The 19,868-nt window shown below is 68.3% G+C and carries 19 protein-coding genes; 12 read left to right on the forward strand and 7 right to left on the reverse strand.

The window, feature by feature from the left end; all coding sequences use genetic code 11:
• The first annotated feature begins 106 nt into the window (after positions 1 to 106).
• The 4 genes from CAL11_RS19425 (at position 107) to CAL11_RS19440 (ending at position 4,470) form a co-directional block, all read left to right on the forward strand.
• Positions 107 to 1,105: a Bug family tripartite tricarboxylate transporter substrate binding protein gene (locus CAL11_RS19425; protein WP_086093915.1), complete on the forward strand. Its 999-nt coding sequence runs from the start codon at positions 107 to 109 to the stop codon at positions 1,103 to 1,105.
• 12 nt (positions 1,106 to 1,117) lie between these two features.
• Positions 1,118 to 2,647, forward strand: coding sequence for a M81 family metallopeptidase (locus CAL11_RS19430; protein ID WP_086093916.1), 1,530 nt, complete (start codon positions 1,118 to 1,120; stop codon positions 2,645 to 2,647).
• A 15-nt stretch (positions 2,648 to 2,662) separates the two neighbouring features.
• On the forward strand, positions 2,663 to 3,403 hold the full coding sequence (locus tag CAL11_RS19435) for a sulfite exporter TauE/SafE family protein (RefSeq protein ID WP_086093917.1): 741 nt from the start codon (positions 2,663 to 2,665) through the stop codon (positions 3,401 to 3,403).
• An 83-nt stretch (positions 3,404 to 3,486) separates the two neighbouring features.
• Complete coding sequence (locus CAL11_RS19440; RefSeq protein ID WP_086093918.1) at positions 3,487 to 4,470, forward strand: tripartite tricarboxylate transporter substrate-binding protein; 984 nt, start codon at positions 3,487 to 3,489, stop codon at positions 4,468 to 4,470.
• On the opposite strand, the gene CAL11_RS19445 is transcribed toward CAL11_RS19440, so the two are convergent.
• Together CAL11_RS19445 and CAL11_RS19450 are read right to left on the reverse strand one after the other, a co-directional pair.
• Complete coding sequence (locus CAL11_RS19445) at positions 4,454 to 5,134, reverse strand: hypothetical protein (protein ID WP_244172840.1); 681 nt, start codon at positions 5,132 to 5,134, stop codon at positions 4,454 to 4,456. The genes CAL11_RS19440 and CAL11_RS19445 overlap by 17 nt on opposite strands.
• Before the next feature lie 90 nt (positions 5,135 to 5,224).
• Complete coding sequence (locus CAL11_RS19450) at positions 5,225 to 6,148, reverse strand: LysR substrate-binding domain-containing protein (protein ID WP_086093920.1); 924 nt, start codon at positions 6,146 to 6,148, stop codon at positions 5,225 to 5,227.
• 140 nt (positions 6,149 to 6,288) lie between these two features.
• Between CAL11_RS19450 and CAL11_RS19455 the strand changes: the two genes are divergently transcribed.
• From CAL11_RS19455 to CAL11_RS19470, 4 genes are all read left to right on the forward strand, one after another.
• Complete coding sequence (locus CAL11_RS19455; RefSeq protein WP_086093921.1) at positions 6,289 to 7,278, forward strand: Bug family tripartite tricarboxylate transporter substrate binding protein; 990 nt, start codon at positions 6,289 to 6,291, stop codon at positions 7,276 to 7,278.
• A 48-nt stretch (positions 7,279 to 7,326) separates the two neighbouring features.
• Positions 7,327 to 8,553 (forward strand): CaiB/BaiF CoA transferase family protein, encoded by a 1,227-nt coding sequence (locus CAL11_RS19460; RefSeq protein WP_086093922.1) that lies wholly within the window; start codon positions 7,327 to 7,329, stop codon positions 8,551 to 8,553.
• A gap of 35 nt (positions 8,554 to 8,588) precedes the next feature.
• Entirely contained in the window at positions 8,589 to 10,436 is a 1,848-nt protein-coding gene (locus CAL11_RS19465) for an acyl-CoA dehydrogenase family protein (RefSeq protein ID WP_086093923.1), read from the forward strand.
• A 96-nt stretch (positions 10,437 to 10,532) separates the two neighbouring features.
• Positions 10,533 to 11,030: a GNAT family N-acetyltransferase gene (locus tag CAL11_RS19470; RefSeq protein WP_244172841.1), complete on the forward strand. Its 498-nt coding sequence runs from the start codon at positions 10,533 to 10,535 to the stop codon at positions 11,028 to 11,030.
• Positions 11,031 to 11,037: 7 nt separating this feature from the next.
• On the opposite strand, the gene CAL11_RS19475 is transcribed toward CAL11_RS19470, so the two are convergent.
• The 4 genes from CAL11_RS19475 to CAL11_RS19490 are packed head-to-tail and all read right to left on the reverse strand — an operon-like array spanning position 11,038 to position 15,063.
• Positions 11,038 to 11,499: a universal stress protein gene (locus CAL11_RS19475; protein ID WP_086093924.1), complete on the reverse strand. Its 462-nt coding sequence runs from the start codon at positions 11,497 to 11,499 to the stop codon at positions 11,038 to 11,040.
• An 18-nt stretch (positions 11,500 to 11,517) separates the two neighbouring features.
• A complete protein-coding gene (ggt, locus tag CAL11_RS19480; RefSeq protein WP_086093925.1) occupies positions 11,518 to 13,179 on the reverse strand; it encodes a gamma-glutamyltransferase in 1,662 nt (553 codons plus the stop codon).
• A gap of 43 nt (positions 13,180 to 13,222) precedes the next feature.
• Positions 13,223 to 13,420, reverse strand: a complete 198-nt coding sequence (locus tag CAL11_RS19485; RefSeq protein ID WP_230590360.1) for a hypothetical protein — start codon at positions 13,418 to 13,420, stop codon at positions 13,223 to 13,225.
• A gap of 11 nt (positions 13,421 to 13,431) precedes the next feature.
• Positions 13,432 to 15,063, reverse strand: a complete 1,632-nt coding sequence (locus CAL11_RS19490) for an L-lactate permease (protein WP_086093926.1) — start codon at positions 15,061 to 15,063, stop codon at positions 13,432 to 13,434.
• A 546-nt stretch (positions 15,064 to 15,609) separates the two neighbouring features.
• Between CAL11_RS19490 and CAL11_RS19495 the strand changes: the two genes are divergently transcribed.
• The 4 genes from CAL11_RS19495 (at position 15,610) to CAL11_RS19510 (ending at position 18,766) form a co-directional block, all read left to right on the forward strand.
• Entirely contained in the window at positions 15,610 to 16,296 is a 687-nt protein-coding gene (locus tag CAL11_RS19495) for a hydrolase (protein ID WP_003808648.1), read from the forward strand.
• Positions 16,297 to 16,591: 295 nt separating this feature from the next.
• Positions 16,592 to 17,500 carry an NAD(P)-dependent oxidoreductase gene (locus tag CAL11_RS19500; protein WP_244172842.1) on the forward strand — a complete coding sequence of 303 codons (909 nt, stop codon included), beginning with the start codon at positions 16,592 to 16,594 and terminating at the stop codon, positions 17,498 to 17,500.
• 15 nt (positions 17,501 to 17,515) lie between these two features.
• Positions 17,516 to 17,899, forward strand: a complete 384-nt coding sequence (locus tag CAL11_RS19505) for a carboxymuconolactone decarboxylase family protein (protein WP_033451649.1) — start codon at positions 17,516 to 17,518, stop codon at positions 17,897 to 17,899.
• Between the two features lie 114 nt (positions 17,900 to 18,013).
• Positions 18,014 to 18,766 (forward strand): IclR family transcriptional regulator, encoded by a 753-nt coding sequence (locus tag CAL11_RS19510; protein WP_086093927.1) that lies wholly within the window; start codon positions 18,014 to 18,016, stop codon positions 18,764 to 18,766.
• Positions 18,767 to 18,802: 36 nt separating this feature from the next.
• Here the strand turns inward: CAL11_RS19510 and CAL11_RS19515 are convergent, their stop codons facing one another.
• Positions 18,803 to 19,732, reverse strand: coding sequence for a Bug family tripartite tricarboxylate transporter substrate binding protein (locus tag CAL11_RS19515; protein WP_230590362.1), 930 nt, complete (start codon positions 19,730 to 19,732; stop codon positions 18,803 to 18,805).
• Between the last annotated feature and the right edge of the window lie 136 nt (positions 19,733 to 19,868).

Below are 19,868 nucleotides of genomic sequence, written 5' to 3' on the forward strand. Positions count from 1 at the left end.
CAAACTATATAGAAATAGATTTTATATATATTAGACATTAATCAACGGGGTTTCTAGACTCCTACGCATAGAACTAGCGAGCAGCAATCCCGCTGCCACAGGAGACATGGAAATGCGTCGTATCCGCCGCCGGGTCGTGGGCCTGGCAATCGCGTCCTGCCTGGCCCCCCTGCTGGGCCTGGGCCCTGCCCTGGCGCAAGCCGACTGGCCGGCCCGCACGATGAAGGTCGTCGTCCCCTACCCGGCGGGCGGCACCGCCGACGTCATGGGCCGCATGGTGGCCAGCAAGCTGGCCAAGGCCTTCCCCCAGGCCAACGTCATCGTGGAGAACATCTCGGGCGGCGCCACCGTGCCCGGCGCCATGGCGGTCCTGCGCGACCCGGCCGACGGCCACACCCTGTTCATGGCCAGCGACAACACGCTCAATTTCAACCACTGGCTGCTCAAGGACGCCCGCTACGACGGCGACCGGGACTTCACGCCGGTGACGGTGCTCAACACCTATCCGCACTGGCTGATCGTCAATCCGCAGGGGCCCTACCGCAGCTTCGACGCGCTGGTCCAGGCGATTCGCGCCCATCCCGGCAAGATATCCATCAGCGTCAATACCGTCGGCGGCGCCGCCTACCTGGCCCTGGACAACTGGCGCCGGCGCAACGGCCTGCAATTCGAGATCGTTCCGTACCGCGGCTCGCCCCCGGCGGTGGCCGACCTGATCGGCGGCCATACGGACGCCCACGTGGACGTGGTGGGTTCGTCGATCGCCCATGCGCGCGGCGCGCGCGTGCTGCCCGTGGCCGTCCTGCAGGACACGCCGCTCGCGGAGTTTCCCCAGGCGGTCGCGCAGGACAGCAAGGACCCCAAGGCCCTGGCGGTGCAGTCCAACCTGTCGGTGGTCGTGCGCGCCGGCACGCCGCCCGCCGTGCTCGAGCGGATGTTTGCCGCCCTGCAGACAGGCGTCAAGGACGAGGATTTCGCCAGGACGCTGGACATGCTGAGCCTGGACACCGTCCTGCTGCCGCCTGCCGAAGCCAAGACCTTCCTGGCGCGGGAAACCCAGCGCTACGGCGCGCTGGTCGAACAATCCGGCCTGGAAAAGCAATAAGGAAGCCTGTTCATGAAGTTTGTCATTGCGCTGATTCGCCACGAAACCAATACCTTCTCGCCCGTCGGCACCGAGCTGAGCGATTTCCGGCGCGGCACCGGCGGCAACGGTCCGGCCCACGGCGAGGCCGCGCGCCTTGCCTGCGAAGGCACCAACAACGCCGCGGCCGCGTATCTGGACCTGGCGCGCGAGATGGGCGCCGAGGTCGATTTCTCGGTCTACGCCAGCGCGGTGCCCAGCGGCCTGGTCAGCCGCGCGGCCTTCGAGGCCCTGTGCGAGGCCGTGGTCGACAGCGCCCGGCAAGGGTGCGACGCCATCCTGCTGGACCTGCACGGCGCCATGGTGGTCGACGGCTATCCCGACGCGGAAGGCGAACTGCTGCGCCGCCTGCGCGCCTGCACCCCGGCGGGCCTGCCCATCGGCGTGGCGCTGGACTTCCACGCGAACTTCAGCGACGAGCTCGTCCGCAACGCCACCGCCATCGCCGGCTACTGCACCTATCCACACGTGGACGTGTACGAGACCGGCGCGCGCGTCGGCCGCACCATCCGCGCGCTGCTGGAAGGCCGCAGCCAGCCCGTCGTGCTGTGGCGCCGCCTGCCGATGCTCACGCACATGCTGCGCCAGACTCCCGCCATGCAACCGATGAAGGACATCATGGAGCGGGCCATGCAGGCCGAGCGCGAGGGCGAGGTCTGCAACGCCTCGGTGTTCGGCGGCTTTCCGCTGGCCGACATCGCATGCGCCGGCCTGTCCGTGGTCATCGTCGCCGAGCGCGCCCGCGTCGACGCGGCGCGGCGCCTGCTCGACGAACTGTGCGGCCTGGCCTGGTCGCGCCGGGCCGACTTCGTCTTCCCGTCCGAACCCGTGGCGGACTCGATCGCCCACGCCAGCACGCTGGAACAGGGACCGGTCATCCTGGTCGACCACGGCGACAACTGCGGCGCCGGCGGCACCACCGACGTGATGGACGTGCTGGAGGAGGTCTTGCGCCAGGGGCTGCAGGACGTGGTGGCGGGCCCATTCTGCGATCCGGCCGCGGTCGCGGCCCTGTTCGAGCACGGCGTGGGCGCCGAAGTCACGCTGGAGGTCGGCGGCAAGACGGACATGCCCGCCCTGGGCCTGGCCGGCCGGCCGCTGCGCCTGACCGGCGTGGTCGAGCGCCTGACCGACGGCGAATACACCGTGACCGGCCCGATGTTCACGGGCGTGCGCCTGAGCCTGGGCCGCACCGCGGTGCTGCGCGTGGGCACCGTGCGCGTCTTCATCTCCGAGCGTCCGCAAGAGCCTTACGACACGGGCGTCTTCACCCATGCCGGCGTGGACCCCGCGCAGTCCCGCTACGTGCTGCTCAAGTCGCGCCAGCACTTCCGCGCCGGCTTCGAGCCGTTCGCCAGGCACATCGTCCTGGTCGGCGGCCCGGGCGTATGCAGCTCGGACTACGGGATCTTCCCGTTCAAGCACCTGAGCCGCCCCATCTATCCGCTTGACGCCGACGCCACGCTGGAACACGCGCAAAGCTGGCTGGCCGGCAATGGCTGACCCCCGGTCCCGGCCATGATCGACCTGCTCTTTCCCGCTTGCGCGGTACTGCTCGGCTACGTGGTGCTGGGCATCACCGGCTTCGGCTCGGCGCTGGTCGTCGTGCCGCTGCTTGCCTGGCGCTGGCCGCTGCCCGAGGTGGTGGCGCTGACCCTGCTGCTGGACGTGATGGCCTCCCTGCTGCTGGGCGGCCTGAACCTGCGGCAGGTCGACTTCGCCGAACTGCGGCGCCTGCTGCCGGGCATGGTGGCCGGCGCGCTGGCCGGCCTGTGGCTGTCGCGCTCGCTGGATGCCAGCTGGCCCCTGCTGGTGCTGGGTCTGTACGTGGCGGCGGTAGGCGCCCAGGCGCTGCGGCCGCGGCCGGCGCAGCCACGCCCGCCGGCCGCCGCGCCCTGGGCCCTGGCCGCGGGCGGCGCCATCGGCGTGGTCGAAATGCTGTTCGGCACCGCCGGGCCGCTGGTGGTCGCCTGGCTGAGCCGACGCCTGTCCGACGTGCACGCGCTGCGCGCCAGCACGCCGCTGGTCATCACCGTCAGCGCCTGTTCGGTGCTGCTGGCCATGGGCTGGGCGGGCCGCCTGTCGCAGCCCGAGCTGTGGACGCGCTGGCTGGCGCTGGCCGGCGTGGCGGCCGGCGGCGTGCTGCTGGGCCATCGCTGGGCCCGCCATGTATCGCCGGCGGCCTTGCGCAGGCTCATCTGCGGCCTGCTGGTGGTCAGCGGGCTGACCCTGGTCGTCCATACCCTGCAACCGGGCTAGCCCCGCCCGCAAACCCCTTGGCCGCGCGACACGCACGATGACGCCATAGCCCCCCACAAGAAAACTCGATCAGCGAGGAGACCATGTTCAAACTGAACCTATCCAGATATGCGCCGATGGCGCTGGCGATCGCGCTCGCCGGCGGCGCCTTGACGGCACACGCGCAAGACAATGCCCCGGTCCGGATCGTGATCGGGTTCTCGGCCGGCGGCGCGCTGGACAACATGTCGCGCGCCATCGCCGAACAACTGAAAGCCGAGCTGGGACAATCGGTCATCGTCGAGAACAAGCCGGGCGCCGGCACCCAGATCGCCCTGCAGACGGTCAAGCGCTCGCCGCCGGACGGCAACACCATCCTGATCTCCCCGGCGCCGCCTTTCGTGCTGTTTCCCCTGACCTACGACAGACTGCAGTACGACGCCGACAAGGACCTGGTCCCGGTGGCGCATCTGGCCGATACGCCGCTGGTGGCGTCGACCTCGAGCAACAGCCCCTATTCCACCATGCGCGAATACCTGGCCTGGGTCCGGAAGAACCCCGACAGCGTCGGCGTGGGCATGGTCTCGCTGGGCGGCGCGCTGCATTTCGGCCTGCTGAAACTGAACCAGCACAGCGGCCTGAACCTGATGCCCATCGCCTACAAGGGCGCGCCGGCGATGCTGACCGACGAAATCGGCGGCGTACTGCCCATCGGCATGGACACCGTGGCGGCCACCAGCGAACTGGCCCGGGCTGGCAAGATCAAGTACCTGGGCGTGACCGGCACCGAGCGTTCCGCCCTGCTGCCCGACGTGCCCACGCTGGGCGAGAGCGGCGCCCCGGGGTTCGAGCAGTCCTCCGGCTGGTATGCCGCGTTCGTGTCGGCCGGCACCCCCAAGGCGGTGACGGACAAGCTGGAAAAAGCCCTGATCAGGATCGTCAAGGATCCGGCGTTCTCGGCCCGCGTCGCCCAGGTGGGGCTGGTCTCGACCGGCAAGCCGGGCGCCGAACTGGCCGCCATGATCCAGGCGCAGCGCCAGGCGTGGCAGCCCGTGGTGCAGGCATCGGGCTTCAAGGCCCTGCAGTAGGCATGTTCCAGACGGCCGGCCGGCGCCCGCGCGCCGGCTGCCTGGCCGGCATGAACGCCGGCTCCCGCGCGCCCGGCCCGCGGGCGCGCAAGCCCGCGTCAGCTGCCTTGCGCAGCGGGCCGCGCGACACCCATGCGCCGGTATTGCGCTGGACGATTTCGCCCACCAGCCCCACGAACGACGCCGGCGCGGCCGGCGACACCAGCACGCCCGACAGCATCGTGCCCAGGTCCACCAGCAGGCGCACGCCATGGCCGCGCGGTGCGGTACCGCCCGCCTCGTCCGCCGCGCTGAGCACCACGGCCAGCGCGCCCGGCCTGGCCTGGCACGCGGGAGCCGCCTGCTCGAGCGCCGCCGCGGCGCGGCCCGCCGATTCCATCCGCACCGCCATGTCGCCTTGCGTGAACAGCGACGCGGCCAGCGAGTCGACGGTGGAAACCAGGCATATCCAGGGTTCGCCCCGCTTGCGCGGCGCCGCGCGCAAGCGGCCGGCGCCGTCGAGAAAGCGCCACGACAGGTCGACCACATCCGCGCCGCGCCGCCCCGCCGCGGGCTCGAAGGGCAGCCGGCTGAATGTCAGGATCTCCATCAGCTCGTAGAAACTGACGCGCCTGAAGATGCCCAGGCCGCGGTCCAGGTCAGGGCTGACATCGACATCTTGCATGATGCAAAACCATTTCGTGAATGGCGCCGCCATTGCCGCGCCGATGGGCAGATCGTAGCCAAAAGGCGCACCGGCGGCATTACCCGCTCATTACCATTTGGCAATGATCGGGCCCGCTCGGCTGGAGCGCGCGGCCGGCAGCAAGGGCGCCATGGCGGCGAGCAGCGGCTGGATCAGGCTGTCGTGCCCGTCGTCGCGCCATACGCCCAGCAGCTGCGATTCGACTCCCGCCTTGGTCAACGGCCGGAACCGTATGCCGTCGATGGCGACGCGGCTGACCGAGCGGGGCACGATGGCGACGCCGAATCCGGCCGCCACCAGCGCGACGACCGTGGCGTTGGCACGCACCTCGTAGCGGATGTGGGGCGTGAAACCCGCATCCATGCACAGGGCGATGATCTGGTCGTGGTATTCCGGCGAGAAGTGCCGGGGAAACAGCACGAACGGCTCATCCCGAAGCGCCTGCAGCCGGATGCGTTCCCGGGCCGCCAGGGGATGGCTGTCCGGCAGCGCGCAGACGAAAGGCTCGCGATGCAGCAGCCGGGCCAGGATGCCGTCCGGGATGCTGCGCGGGTGCATGATGCCGAAGTCGATCTGCTCGCGCTGCAGCGCGTGGATCTGCTCGAAGCTGTTGAGCTCGTGCACCGACAGCATCAGGCCGGGACGGTCCTGCTCGAATTGCCGCAGCACCTTGGCCATCGGCGACAGCAGCGACGCGCCGACGAAACCGACGCGCAGGCTGCCGACCTCGCCGCGCGCCGCGCGCTGGCCCAGCGCCCGCGCCTGGTCGGCCAGCGCGAGGATCCGGCAGGCTTCCTGGTAGAAAACCTTGCCGGCCGCCGTGAGCTCCACCGCGCGCGTACTGCGCCGCAGCAGCGCATATCCCAGCGATTCCTCCAGCCTCGCGATGTTGAAGCTGAGCGGCGGCTGGGAAATCGAAAGCCGTCGCGCGGCCCGCCCGAAATGCAGCGCTTCCGCCACGGCCACGAAATAGCGCAGTTGTCTCAATTCCATTGCGAAACCGCCCTCGCCAATTGATATACGGATTAGATAAATTTCTCGAAAAAATGTATTGGACGATATAGATTGAGTCAAGAAGAATGGCTGCTGCCTGCCCGGACACCAGATCCGCACATTCAAACAGGAGACAAGCCATGGGCCTCGATACCACCAAGCTGGCCGCAGTTCTTGCAACATCGCTTTCCCTCTGCGCCGCGTCCGCCGCCGCCAGCCCGGCGAACACCGACTATCCACGCCAGACCATCCGCCTGATCGTGCCGTATGCCGCGGGCGGCATGACCGACCTGGTGGCGCGCATCGTCGGCCAGAAACTCGGCGAGGGCCTGGGCCAGGCGGTGGTGGTGGAGAACAAGCCCGGCGCCTCGACGATCACCGGCACGGACTTCGTGGCCGGCGCCAGGCCGGACGGCTACACGCTGCTGGTGGCCACCAACACCACCCTCACCATCAACCCGTGGCTTTACAAGAACCTGCGCTACGACGCGGAAAAGAGTTTCACCCCGATCGCCTTGGTCGCCAAGGCGCCCAGCGTGATCGTGGTGAACCCCAAGGTGCCCGCGAACAATATCGCCGAACTGGTCGAGCTGGCCTCGGCCAAGCCGGGCAGCCTCAGCTACGCCTCGTACGGCAACGGCTCCAGCGCCCACCTGGCCGGCGAGATGCTGCGCAGCCGCGCCGGCATCGCCGTCCTGCACGTGCCGTACCGCGGCAGCGCGCCCGCCAAGACCGCCACGATGTCCGGCGAGGTTTCCATGACGTTCGAGCCCGCGTTCACGGCGGCGCCGTTGATCAAGAGCGGCCAGCTCAAGCCCATCGCGCTGATGGGCGACAAGCGCTCCCCGGCCCTGCCCGACGTGCCCACCGTGGCCGAGGTGGGCTACCCCGGCATGGACATGCAGGCCTGGGTAGGCTTCGTCGCGCCGGCTGGCGTGCCCGAAGGCATTGTGGCCAGGCTGGCGGCCGAAATCAGGAAGGTCATGGCGGACCCGGAGGTACAGGCCAAGCTGGCCGGCAGCGGCGCCGAGCCCGTGGGCTATTACCAGCAGGATTTCACCGCGTACATGCGCGACGAAAGCGCCCGCTACAAGACCGTCATCGAACAGGCCGGCATCAGGGCCGAGTGAGCGCCCGGCCGGAGCGGGCGGCGAAGAATGCGAGATACAGCGAACACCATGTCAAACAAGCCACTGCAGAAATATCGCGTACTGGACCTGACCAGGGTGCTGGCCGGCCCCTGGTGCACCCAGAACCTGGCCGACCTGGGCGCCGAGGTCATCAAGGTGGAACGCCCCGGCGTCGGCGACGAAACGCGCGGCTGGGGACCGCCCTGGATCCCGACCGGGGCGGCCGGCAAGCGCCGCGACTCCGCCTACTTCGGCTCGGCCAACCGCGGCAAGAAATCGATCACCATCGACTTCACCACCGCGCAGGGGCAAGCCCTGGTCAGGAAGCTGGCGGCCGACTGCGACGTCCTGGTGGAGAACTACAAGACCGGCACCCTGGCGCGTTACGGCCTCGGGTACGAGGACCTGAAGGCCGTCAACCCAGGCCTGGTGTATTGCTCGGTCACGGGCTTCGGCCATACCGGCCCATACCGCCACAAGCCCGGGTACGACTTCGTGTTCCAGGCCATGAGCGGGCTGATGAGCATCACCGGCGAACGCGATGACCTGCCCGGCGGCGGGCCGCAGAAAGTCGGCATCGCCGTCGCGGACATCACCACCGGGATGTATGCGACGGTGGCCGTGCTCGCCGCGCTGCTCGAGCGCGAAAGCCGCGGCCGGGGCCAGCACCTGGACATCGCGCTGCTGGATTGCGCCATGGCGTTCAACAGCAACCAGGCGGTCAATTACATGGCTTCGGGCAGCATGCCCCGCCGGTACGGGAACGCCCACTCGAACGCCGTGCCGTACCAGGTATTCGACACCCGCGACGGCCAGGTGGTGGTGGCCGTCGGCAACGACGCCCTGTTCGCCGCGTACTGCCGCGCCGCGCAACGCCCCGACCTGTGCGCCGACGCGCGCTTCGAAACCGTGTCCGGGCGCCTGCAGAACCGCGACGAGCTGCTCTCGCAGCTGGCCGCCCTCATGGCTCGCAAGACCAGCGCGCAATGGCTCGCCCTGCTGGACGCCGCGGGCGTTCCCTGCGCCCCGATCAACAACTTCGAGCAGGCGCTGGCGGACCCGCAGGTCAAGGCGCGCGACATCGAGACCCATATCGAGCTGGAAGACGGCGCGGTCTTTCGCACCATCGCCAGCCCCCTGCGGTTCTCCGAGACGCCGCTCGACCACCTGGCCGGCCCGCCCACGCTGGGCCAGCACACCGCCGATGTGCTGCGCGAGCGCCTGGGCCTGGATGAGGCGCAACAGGCCGGCCTGCGCCAGGCCGGCGTGATCTGAGCCCCGCCCCCTTTTCGACAACACGGAGACCGCTCATGGCCTACCAACCCGACTATGGTTCCTTCGCCCGGACACGGCCCGCCCGCTCGACGCAGAGCTCGGAAAAACTGGCGCCGGACTGCGCCGGCCTGGACTTCTTCGCCATCGACCCCAGCTTGCAACAGCTCCTGTCCGTCTATGTGCCGAGCGCCGAGCTGGAATACTTCCGGCCGCATTTCGAGCGCATGGGCAAGCTGGCCGGCGGCCGGCTCAATGAACTGGCGATGGTGGCCGACAAGCACGGCCCGGTGCTGCATGCGCGTTCGCGCTGGGGCGAGGACGAGGACTGGATCGAGTACCACCCCGCCTACCAGGAGATGGAACATATTGCGTTCGAGCAATTCCAGTTCCATGCCATGACGCACCGGCCGGGGGCCATGGGCTACGCCGGCACCCTGTCGCCCGTCACGAAATACGTCTTCCAGTACTTGTTCGTGCAGTCCGAATTCGGCCAGATGTGCCCGATCAGCGTGACCGACACCTCCATCCATCTGATACGCAAGTTCGGCAGCGAGGCCCTCAAGGCCAGGCTGCTGCCCCGCATGCTGGCCGACAATCTGCAGGATCTCTGGAAGGGCACGCAGTTCATGACGGAGAAATCGGGCGGCTCGGACGTGGGACAGGTCGAGACCACCGCCCGGCAGGTCGATGGCCAGTGGCATCTGCATGGGGAAAAATGGTTCTCGTCCCATGTGGACGCCGACATCGCGCTGATCCTGGCGCGCCCGGAAGGCGCCCCGGCGGGCACGCGGGGACTGGCCTTGTTCGCGATGCCGCGGTACCGCGAGGACGGCAGCCGCAACAGCTACCGGATCGTCCGCCTCAAGGACAAGCTGGGCACGCGCAGCATGGCCAGCGGGGAACTGCGCATCGACGGCGCCTTCGCCTATCTCGTCGGCGACCCGACCCAGGGCATCAAGCAGATGATGGAGCAGGTCAACCTGTCCCGCCTGTCGCACGCGGTCCGCGCCGCGGCCATGATGCGCCGCTGCCTGAACGAATCGATGCAGGCGGCCCGCCATCGCCAGGCCTTCGGCCGGCAGGTCGCCGACTACCCGCTCATGCAGCGCCAGCTGCTCAAGCTGCTCGTGCCGACCGAGGCCGCCCTGACCATGACCATGGCAACCGCCGACATGATGGCCAAGGCGTATGGCGGCGACGCGCAATGCAAGGCGGCGCTGCGCCTGCTTACCCCGCTCTTGAAATTGCGGGCGTGCCGCGACAACGTCACCGTGGCGACCGGCGCGATGGAAGCGCGCGGCGGCAATGGCTATATCGAGGACTTCGTCAACGCCCGCCTGGTGCGCGATGCCCATATCGGCGTGCTGTGGGAAGGCACCAGCAATATCAACGCGCTCGACGCCATCGGGCGTGCGGTGCGCAAAGACCGGGCACATGTGGCGCTGCGCGCCCTGCTGCTGGAAAGACTGCGGGCCGTGCGCGCCCAGGCGCCGGTGATCGCCGGCCCTCTGGCCGAGGCGGTCGCGGCGGCCTGCCGGCTTGCCGAAGGCGTCGCCGGCGACCCGCGGCACGAGTCCGAGGTACGCCGGGCGGCGTCCGCCCTTTATCACGCCACGGCGGCAGTGCTGATGGCCTGGGAAGCCACACAGGAAGGGGTGGACGGCCGCCGGCTGCTGCTGGCCGACGCCATGCTGCGCACGCGCCTGCTGCCGCGCGACCCCATGGCCGCGCCTTCGGCTGCCATGCTGGCTCGCGACCAGGCCATGCTGCGGGACGCACGGCTGAGCCTGCGGCAGGCGGCCGACCTGCTCGCGCCGCAAGACGCCGGCGCCGCGCCTGGCCGCCAGGCACGGGAGGGCGCCACGGCGCCCGCCGACGCCTGAGGCCCGCGGCGCGGCGTGACGCGGCGCCGCGGGTTGTGTATCGTTGGCTGCGCATGCGGAAAATGCCATGCCCACCCCAGCGAACCAGGACCACCCGTGACGGCCAGCGAATTGGCGCTAAGAACCGCCCGACAGGACGACCTGCAATGGATCGTCGCCGCGCACGCGCAGGTGTACGCAGCCGAGTTCGGCTTCGACCGGCGGTTTCGCGACGGCATCGCCGCGAAGATGGCCGCCCTGCGGCGGCGCCCGAGCGCCTTTGACCGCATCTGGGTAGGCTGGGTGGACGACGAGCGCGCGGCCTCGATCGCCGTCTCGGAACTGCCCGGCGGCATCGCCTTCCTCAACTTCGTGCTGGTCCTGCCCCGCTACCGGGGCAGGGGCGCCGGCCGCACCCTGATGGAGACGGCCCTGGCCCACGCGCGCGCGCATGGATCCAGGGAGGTGCAGCTCGAAACCTACAGCTGCCTGGTCGACGCCAGGGCGCTGTATCACCGCCTGGGGTTTCGCGCGACCATGGTGGCGCCGGGCCGGCGCGCCTACGGCCAGACCTTCGACCAGGAGTTCTGGGCCCTGGCGCTCCAGCCTGGCTAGCGGCCTGCTACTGCTCTTCCTTGGCGCGGTGCACCAGGACCGCCATCGAGGCCTGGGGCAGCACTTTCGCCGTTACGCTGCCCAGCAACAGGCGCGACAGGCCGCTGCGGCCATGGCTGCCGATGAAGATCAGGTCGCAGCCCGAATCGGTGGCTGCCTGCACGATGCCCTCGGCCACATTGATATGCGAAACCGCGCGGCCATCCGCCTGCACGCCGGCTGCCCGGGCGCGCTCGGCGATCGGCCGCACGTACGCCTCGGCCTGCTCCAGCATGGACTTGTCGATGTCCTCCTCGCTGAACGCATAGCCGGAACCCAGCCCGTCATAGGCGAAGGCCGCCGCGAACGGCTGGGCCACGCTCACGACCACGACTTCGGCGCCGATGGACTTCGCGAAATCGATGCCCGCCTGGGCGGCCTGGGTCGCCGGCGAGGACCCATCGGTAGGAATCAGAATCTTCTTGAACATGCTTGTGTACTCCTGTCGTCAAAAGCCCAGCGCCGCGCCATCCCCGCGGGGATCCGCGCCGCCCTCGAATGCGCGCGTCACGGGATCGATCCGGATCGCCTGGGCGTGGCCCAGGGTCCCGTCCCAGTTCGGCACGGTTTTCACCGGATGCCCCCGCAAGCGCAGTTCCCGCAATGTTTCATCGGCGATGCGGGCCTCCAGCCAGAGGTCGCGGGAAGTCATGCCCCAGGTCCGGCCCATCAGCCAGCGCGGCGCCTCGATCGCCTGCTGCACGTCATAACCGAAATCCACCATGCGGGTGAGCAAGGCGGCCTGCGTTTGCGGCTGGCCTTCGCCGCCCATCGTCCCGTAGGCAAGCACGGGCTGCCCGTCCTTCGTCAGCATGGCCGGCACGAGCGTATGGAAGGTGTGCTTGCCGGGCTGCAGGCAATTGGGATGCTCGGCATCCAGCGAGAAGAACGAGCCCCGGTTCTGCATGATCACGCCCGTGTTGCCGCCCACCACGGCAGCGCCGAAGTCATGGTAGATCGACTGGATGGTCGACACGACCAGGCCGTCGGCGTCGGCCACGCAGAAGTACACCGTATCACCATCCGGGCTCTTGCGCGACGCGGCGCCGCCGAACTTGACGCCCGCCTCGATCCGGTCGAGCGCCAGCGCGGCGTCGCCGCGGATCAGGGCATGCCGCTGCCTGCAGTATTCGCTGGAGAGCAGCGTGGCGAGCGGCACATCGACATAGGCCGGGTCGGACAGCCATTCGTCGCGGTCGGCGAACGCGATCTTGATGGCTTCGACCACGTGATGGTAGTAGTCCGCGCTCTCGGCGCCCCAGGCCGCGACGTCGCATTGCTCGAGCAGCTTCAGGATCTGCAGCGCCGCGAACCCCTGCGTCGGCGGCGGCATCTGGAACACCTCGTAGCCGCGATAGGTCCCCGAAATCGGCTGCACCCACTCGGCGCGATAGCGCGCGAAATCCGCGGCGCGCAACGGCCCGCCGGCCGCTTCCAGATGGCGGCAGATCTCGCGCGCGACCTCGCCCTCGTAGAATCCCTCGCGCGGCCCGAGACGGGCCAGGGTTTGCAGCGTCCGGGCGAGATCGGCCTGGACCAGATAGCTGCCTTCGCGCTGCGGTTTTCCCTCGGGCAGGTAGATGCCCGCCATGCCCGGGTCCGCGGCCAGGATGGCGGCGTCCGCGGCCAGCCAGTCCGCCAGGGACCGGCTGACGGGCGCGCCTTGCCGCGCGTACTCGATGGCGTCGGCGAACAGGCTTTCCCAGGGCAGCTTCCCATAGCGCTCGTGGGCGAGCCGCCAGCCGTCCACCGCGCCCGGCACGGTCAGCGCGGCAAGCGCGCCGCGGGCGGGAATCGCCTCGGCATGGCCTTTGCCGCGATAGAAATCCATATCGGCCAGCGCCCCCGCCGGCCCGCACGCCTGCAGCGCCTGCACGCCCTGCGCGGTGCCCCCGGCGATCAGCCAGAATGCGTCGCCGCCCAATCCCGCCATGTGCGGGTACACCACGCAAAGCGTCGCGTTGGTGGCGATGGCGGCATCGACCGCGCTGCCCCCGCGGCGCAGGACGTCAAGGCCCGAACCGCTGGCCAGGTAATGGGGGGAACTGACCATTCCTCGGCGGCCCAGCGCGGGCGGACGCCCCGTGCGCGGCCCATTGGCATGAATCATGAGAACACTCCTTTCGATAGCAAGCGAAGACCTGGCTGCCGGCTCAGGACGTTTTCGGCGGATACAGCAGCCGCTGCACCGGCGGAATGGCGGCCGCCACCCCCATCGACACGAACCCGAGCCAGAACAGCCCCCGCGACGGACCCGCCGCGCCGATGCTGATCAGCGGCAACGCCGCGATGAACAGCGCGAACGACAGGCCCAGATAAGACATCCGGTTCTGCAGCAAACTTTTGATCATGGTTGGCTCCGTCATTGCATGAACAAGGCGAGCAGCACGGTGGCCAGGCCGGTCAGGACGAAGGCCAGGACGGTCCACGGCAGCGTCTTGCGCAGGATCTCGCCCTCCTGCCCGGCGATACCCGCCGTGCTCGCGCCCATCACCACGTTGGCCGGCGCGATGGCGTTGCCGATCGCCCCGCCCGCGCTCTGGGCCGCCAGGATGGTGGAAACAGGCAGGCCCTTGGCTTGCGCCAGCCGCATCTGCACATCGGAGAAAATGACCTGCGAGGAGGTGCTGCTCGATGTCATGAAGGCGCCCAGGATGCCGATCGCATTGGAGAGGAACGCGAATACGTAGGTGGGCGCCACCGCCGCGATGCCCATGGCCAGCGTCAGGTTCTGGCCCGAGTGCTTCATGATCGAAGCCATCACGAGAAACGCGATGATGGGGATCGAGGCGGGCACCGCGCCCTCCAGCAGCGCGGGCACGATGCGCGTCGGCGGCTCGCCGTGCTGCTCGGCCCACTTGCGGAAATAGCCGCGCCGGTGGAAGACCGCGAAGGTCAGCAGAGCGGTCAACAGGATGTAGGCGCCAGGATGGCTGAACGGACGCAGGGCGGAGTACTGCGTATCGGCGGCGGTGCTCATCCCCAGGCCGGTCGCGACCTCGGGAAATGCCAGCCCCCAGGCCACGGAATCCAGGCGGCTGTGCAGCGGGTCGATCATCGACACGCACAGGGCCAGCACGGTCAGCAGACCATACGGCGCGAGCGCGGTCCACAGCCCCATCGGCGGCTCGGCGTCGACCCGCTTCCGGCACGCATGGTCGAGCATGGCGGGACGGTCCACGATGGAAGGGTCCGGCTCGCGGTAGCGCGACCAGCGCGACAGCGGCACCAGCGCCACCAGGGCCGCCGTGGCCGGCAGGAACGCCGCCAGCACCGGATCGACATATACGGCCGCCACCTGCCCCAGGCCCTGGATGGCGGCGATCGCCAGCACCAGCGGCCACCCGGATCGCACCGCCGCCCAGCGGCCATAGAGCCACACGATCGTGAATCCGCCCAGGACAGCCTGGATGCTGATGAGCAACGCCGCCTGCAAGGCGGTCGACGCCGTGGTCGCCGCGTCGATATCGACGACCTGCAAGGTGGCCAGCCAGCCGACGCCGAGCGTGCCATAGAACTTGGCCCAGATATGGGCGATGATCGGTATCGCCACGGCGTAGACCGGACGCATGCCGAACGCGACCAGCAGGGGCGCGACCACGGCAATGGGCGTACCGAAGCCGTCTATGCCCTGCAGAAAGGACGCGAACACCCAGCCCAGCGCCACGATGACGAACAGCTCGTTGCGGGACATCAGCTCGATGCCGCGCCGCAGGGCGTCGTATCCGCCCGAATGGCTCATGACGTGGTAGAGCAACAGGGCCGGCCATATGACATACAGGATGAACAGCGCGTCCCAGACGCCTTTGGCCGACGCCACCGCCAGCGTATCGAACGGCGTCGCGAACGCAAGGACCGCGACGGCCGATGCGATGAAGATCCCGGTCGTGCCGGCCTGTTGCGCGGTCCAGCGCATGGCCACCATCAGGACGATCAGCGCGGCGATCGGCAACGCGGCAAGCAACCAATGCATCAAGCCAGGGGTGGAATCCATGGGCGCAAGCTCTCCTTCATGCGGTCGAGAAATGAATGGCGGATCGGCCCCATGCCATCGGGACTCGCCTTGCTGGTCTACGGGACACATGCCGCCAGCCGCGGACGCGTTCGGTCCGGGCTGACGCGGCGTGGCGCGACAGCGGTGCGCGGGTCATTGCCCGGGCTGTCGTGGCCGTCGATGCGGGCACAGCGCGGCAAACCATTGCCGTGGCGGGGCTCTCGAAAGCGCGCACGAGCGCTCTTGAGATTGCCAGAAACATCCTAACTCCCGCCCCCCATAGTCTGCATTGATGCAGGTCAATCCCGCGGCGGTTTCAACGTTCTTGCGGCAACGCATGCGGCGCGCCTGCCGCACCTGCGGCACGGCGCCCCGGCGATATTGCCGCCGTTCCCGATTCAGGACGCTGCGGCGCGTTTTCCAGACTATTGGCGCTGCCGGCACAGGAATAAGCTGTTTGCTCGCGGCGTCGCGACCACCCAGGCCCGGCGCGGCGAACGCCGCGTAGCGGCCGATGCCGCTACGACAACCTCAAGGAGAATTTCGATGAGCGTCTTTGCGCAAATAGCGAATTTCAACGGGCAGGTGCCAAGGATCGACCCTGACAACGCCGTCATGCTGTTGATCGACCATCAGAGCGGGCTGTTCCAGACCGTGCATGACATGCCCATGCCCACCCTGCGGTCCAACGCCACCACGCTGGCCAGGATTGCCACCCTGGCGAAGATGCCGGTCATCACCACCGCCTCGGTGCCGCAAGGCCCCAACGGCCCGCTGATCCCGGAGATCCACGAATCGGCGCCGCACGCCAAGTACGTCGCCCGCAAAGGGGAAATCAACGCCTGGGACAATCCGGAGTTCGTGGCGGCCGTCAAGGCGACGGGCAAGAAACAGCTGATCATCGCCGGCACCATCACCAGCGTGTGCATGGCGTTTCCCTGCATCGCCGCCGTCGCCGAGGGCTACCAGGTATTCGCCGTCGTGGATGCCTCGGGAACCTATTCCAAGATGGCGCAGGAAATCACCCTGGCCCGGGTCGTGCAGGCCGGCGTCGTGCCGATGGACACCGCGGCCGTGTGCTCCGAAATCCAGCGCACCTGGAACCGCCCGGACGCCGAAAAATGGGCCGAAGCCTATAGCGCTGTGTTCCCGGACTACCAATTGCTCATCGAGAGCTACCTGAAGGCGCAGGCCGTCGTGACCAACAAGGAACAGCTGGACTCCCAGCGCTGAAGTGCCGCGCGCCGCGCTGGCCCCGGCGCGGCGCGGGCAGGCGTTCGCCCTCGCCATGCCCGCCCATAAATTCATGATAGCGAATATTGATTCTCGTACAGGAAATACGTAGAATCACTCATCGCACCCGCGAGGCCATGCGGCGCAACCGCCGCCTGCCCGGCGGGCGCCGGTTGGCCCGGACGGCCAGCAACAGGGTCCGCGTCGACGCCTTCATGCCGGAAAACCCGTTCCGCCCCGACAGCCGGGCCGGAACCGGACGATTACCCAACACTGATCGAGGGAGGGGCGCAAGGTGGAAAAGATCGGCTTTATCGGACTGGGCAATATGGGCGCGCACATGGCGCGGCGCCTGTGCGAGGCGGGCTACGCGCCGGCGGTGTTCGACGTCGACGCATCCAGGCGCGCGGCCTTCGAGGCCATCGGCGCAAGCTGGGCGGACAGCCCCCAGGCCATGGCCGACCAGGCCTCGACCGTCGTGGTCAGCCTGCCGACGCCGGCCGTGGTCGAAGAGGTCCTGACCGGGGAGCAGGGGCTGATCCACGGCACGGCCGTCAAGTTCATCGTCGACACCTCGACGACAGGCCCGGAAGTCTCCAAGCGGGCCGCCGAGCGCCTGGCCGGGCGGTCGATCCGGCTGGTGGACGCGCCGGTCAGCGGGGGGACCTCCGGCGCGGCCGACGGCAGCCTGAGCATCATGGTTTCCGGCGCGCCCCAGGCATACGAAGCCGTATCCGGCATCCTGCGGGTCATCGGCCGCAACCTCTTCTACCTGGGCGAGGAACCCGGCCAGGGCCAATTGATGAAGGTGATCAACAACACCATCTGCGCCGCCGCGACACTGGCCAGCTTCGAGGGCCTGGTGCTGGGCAGCCGCGCCGGCATCGACGCGCGCGTCATGCTGGACATCATCAATGTCTCCAGCGGACGCAACTTCTCCACCGAAGTGAAGATTCCGCAATGCGTCGTGGACCGGAATTTCCCGCTGCGCTTCACCACCACGCTGCTGCACAAGGACGTCAAGCTGTGCCTGGACGAGGCCGCGCGGCAAGGCGTGCCCATGTGGGTCAGCGACGCCGCGCGGCAGATGCTGCAGTTCGCCATCTCGCAGGGAGATGGCCCGGTCGACTACGGCAACGTCATCAAGCGCTACGAAGCCTGGGCGGGCACCCAGTTCGGCAGCGAACCGCAACCCCAACACTGACGCACGGAGCGCCACATGGCCAAGACACGCCTTGAAGTCGGACGCGACATCCTCAAGCAGACGCTCGGGGACGAGTACTACGCGCAACGGGTCGACACCACCAACAGTTTCAACGGGACCTTGCGGCACCTGACCGACGAATACTGTTTCGGCGAAGTCTGGGGCGACGACACGCTGACGCCCAAGCAGCGCAGCATGCTGGTCATCGCCCTGCTGGCATGCATGGGCCGCGTGCAGGAACTCAAGACCCACGTGGGCGGCGCCGTCAACAATGGCTGCAATGCCGAGGAGATCCGCGCCGTCATGATGCAGGTCGCCATCTATTGCGGCATCCCCGCTGGCGTGGAAGGCACGCGCACCGCCGAGGGCGTGCTGCGCGAACGCAAGCTGATCGACTGAGCGGCGCGGGCGGCGCGGCCCGGAACGGCGCGGGGCTTCGGGTAAACTGACGCACCTTCGAACTGTCCGCCGGTCCGCCCGGCGGCAGCGGTTTTTTGCTACGAATGGTCTGCCATGGAAGTCAAGCTGGTTGTCCGCACACTCGATGTGTTCGAACTGTTCTCGAAGGAAGGCAAGCCCCTGTCGCTGACCGACATGGCGCGCGCGCTGGACGTGCCGATGTCCAGCACGCTGGCGCTGGTTCGCACCCTGGTGTCCAAAGGCTATCTCTACGAGACCCGCAAGCGCGGCGGCTACTTCCCCACGCGCAAGATGCTGCTCGTCTGCCAGTCCATCGATGCGGCCGACCAGGTGCTCGAGCTCGTGCGCCCCTTCCTGGAGGAACTGCGCAACATCAGCCAGGAAACGGCCGTGCTGGGCAAACGCCAGGATGGGCAGGTCGTCTACCTGGACGTGGTGCTGTCGCATCAACCCATCCGCTACCACGCCCTGGTCGGCGAAAGCCGTGCCGCGCACACCAATTCGATCGGCAAGGCGATCATCTCCATGCTCGAAGAAAAGGAACGGAAGGCGCTGCTGGCCAAGGCGAACTGGCGCGCCCTGACCTCGCGCACCCTCACCACGCGCGAGGCCTTCCTGCAGGACATGGCGCGGACCGGGGCGCGCGGCTGGTCCAGCAACGTGGGCGAGAGCGTGGAAGACCTGGCCGCCGTCGCCCTGCCGTTCCAGCTGGCCTCGGAATGGTATGCGGTTTCCATCGTCGGCCCATACGACCGCATGGAGCGCAATTGGGACGCGCACGTCGAAACCTTGCTGAAAACAGGCGCCCGGCTGCGCCAGGCCATCGCCGTGCACGAAGGGCAGTAGCGGATCGCGCGCCGCGGATCCGCCGCCGCCTCGCCGCTACTGGGGCGTCAAGCCGGCCGACTTGATCATTTGCCCCCAGACCAGGATTTCCTTGTCCAGGAACGTCTTGAACTCCTGCGATGAACTCGGCGTGGCCGTCAGCCCCTGGGTGGTGAAGCGCTCGATCAATTGCGGGCGCTTGAGCGCCTTGACCAGCGCATCGGACAGGCGCCGCTGCACGTCCTGCGGCAGCTGCGCCGGCCCCACCAGCCCGAACCAGACGGTGATCTCGTAGTCCTGGGCGCCGCCCTCTATCAAGGTGGGCAGTTCCGGCGCCAGGGGAAAGCGGTTGCGCGAGGTGACGCCCAGCGCCTTGAGCTTGTCGCCGCGCACCAGCGCCATGCCGCCGGCGAAGTCGCTCAGGGTGACGTCCACCACCTGCCCGACGATATCGGTGAGGATCTGCTGCGAGCTCTTGTACGGAATCAGCGCAAACCGCGCATCTCCCGCGTTGGCCAGCATGGCGCCCGACACCTGCGCGCTGCCGGAGGCATAGCCGTAGCGCACCGAATCGGGTTCGGCACGGGCCTGCCTGTACAGGTCCGCCAGCGAGTTGATCGGCGAGTCGGCCTTGACCACCAGCACGAACGGCGAATCGGCCACCTTGCCGATGGGCGTGAAGTCCGTGCTCGGGTCATAGGGCAGGTCCTTGAACAGCGACTTGTTGCTGGCGCCGTTGGTCACGCCCACCGACACCAGGGTATAGCCATCCGGCGCGGCGCTCAGCGCGGCCCGGGTGCCGATGATGCCGCTGGCGCCGGGCTTGTTGTCGATGATGACCGGCTGGCCGAGCTCGCGCTCCAGTTCCATGGCCAGGCTGCGAAACACCACGTCCGTCAGGCTGCCCGAGGCAAACGGCACGATGATGCGGACCTGCTTTTCCGGATATGCGCTACGTACAGCCAAAGGCACAGCAAGTGTCAGCATGGCGCACGCCATGCCTAGACGGCCAAAGAAGCTCACGATGGTCTCCTGGTGGTGGGCAGGTCCCGAAGCCGGGCCTGTTATTTATTCACTCTCATGAATTTTATTTTATACATGTGAATACTTTTAAATGAGACCC

The organism is Bordetella genomosp. 6 (genome assembly GCF_002119705.1).
In the GTDB taxonomy this organism is placed as follows: Bacteria; Pseudomonadota; Gammaproteobacteria; order Burkholderiales; family Burkholderiaceae_B; genus Bordetella; species Bordetella bronchiseptica_F.

Coding starts and splice junctions, on each gene's coding strand:
- CAL11_RS19490 (WP_086093926.1), bottom strand. CDS start 15,063: ATGGATTCCACCCCTGGCTTGATGCATTGGTTGCTTGCCGCGTTGCCG.
- CAL11_RS19450 (WP_086093920.1), bottom strand. CDS start 6,148: ATGGAATTGAGACAACTGCGCTATTTCGTGGCCGTGGCGGAAGCGCTG.
- CAL11_RS19425 (WP_086093915.1), top strand. CDS start 107: ATGGAAATGCGTCGTATCCGCCGCCGGGTCGTGGGCCTGGCAATCGCG.
- CAL11_RS19430 (WP_086093916.1), top strand. CDS start 1,118: ATGAAGTTTGTCATTGCGCTGATTCGCCACGAAACCAATACCTTCTCG.
- CAL11_RS19440 (WP_086093918.1), top strand. CDS start 3,487: ATGTTCAAACTGAACCTATCCAGATATGCGCCGATGGCGCTGGCGATC.
- CAL11_RS19455 (WP_086093921.1), top strand. CDS start 6,289: ATGGGCCTCGATACCACCAAGCTGGCCGCAGTTCTTGCAACATCGCTT.
- CAL11_RS19445 (WP_244172840.1), bottom strand. CDS start 5,134: ATGCAAGATGTCGATGTCAGCCCTGACCTGGACCGCGGCCTGGGCATC.
- CAL11_RS19505 (WP_033451649.1), top strand. CDS start 17,516: ATGGCCAAGACACGCCTTGAAGTCGGACGCGACATCCTCAAGCAGACG.
- CAL11_RS19460 (WP_086093922.1), top strand. CDS start 7,327: ATGTCAAACAAGCCACTGCAGAAATATCGCGTACTGGACCTGACCAGG.
- CAL11_RS19510 (WP_086093927.1), top strand. CDS start 18,014: ATGGAAGTCAAGCTGGTTGTCCGCACACTCGATGTGTTCGAACTGTTC.
- CAL11_RS19435 (WP_086093917.1), top strand. CDS start 2,663: ATGATCGACCTGCTCTTTCCCGCTTGCGCGGTACTGCTCGGCTACGTG.
- ggt (WP_086093925.1), bottom strand. CDS start 13,179: ATGATTCATGCCAATGGGCCGCGCACGGGGCGTCCGCCCGCGCTGGGC.
- CAL11_RS19485 (WP_230590360.1), bottom strand. CDS start 13,420: ATGATCAAAAGTTTGCTGCAGAACCGGATGTCTTATCTGGGCCTGTCG.
- CAL11_RS19475 (WP_086093924.1), bottom strand. CDS start 11,499: ATGTTCAAGAAGATTCTGATTCCTACCGATGGGTCCTCGCCGGCGACC.
- CAL11_RS19515 (WP_230590362.1), bottom strand. CDS start 19,732: ATGCTGACACTTGCTGTGCCTTTGGCTGTACGTAGCGCATATCCGGAA.
- CAL11_RS19495 (WP_003808648.1), top strand. CDS start 15,610: ATGAGCGTCTTTGCGCAAATAGCGAATTTCAACGGGCAGGTGCCAAGG.
- CAL11_RS19465 (WP_086093923.1), top strand. CDS start 8,589: ATGGCCTACCAACCCGACTATGGTTCCTTCGCCCGGACACGGCCCGCC.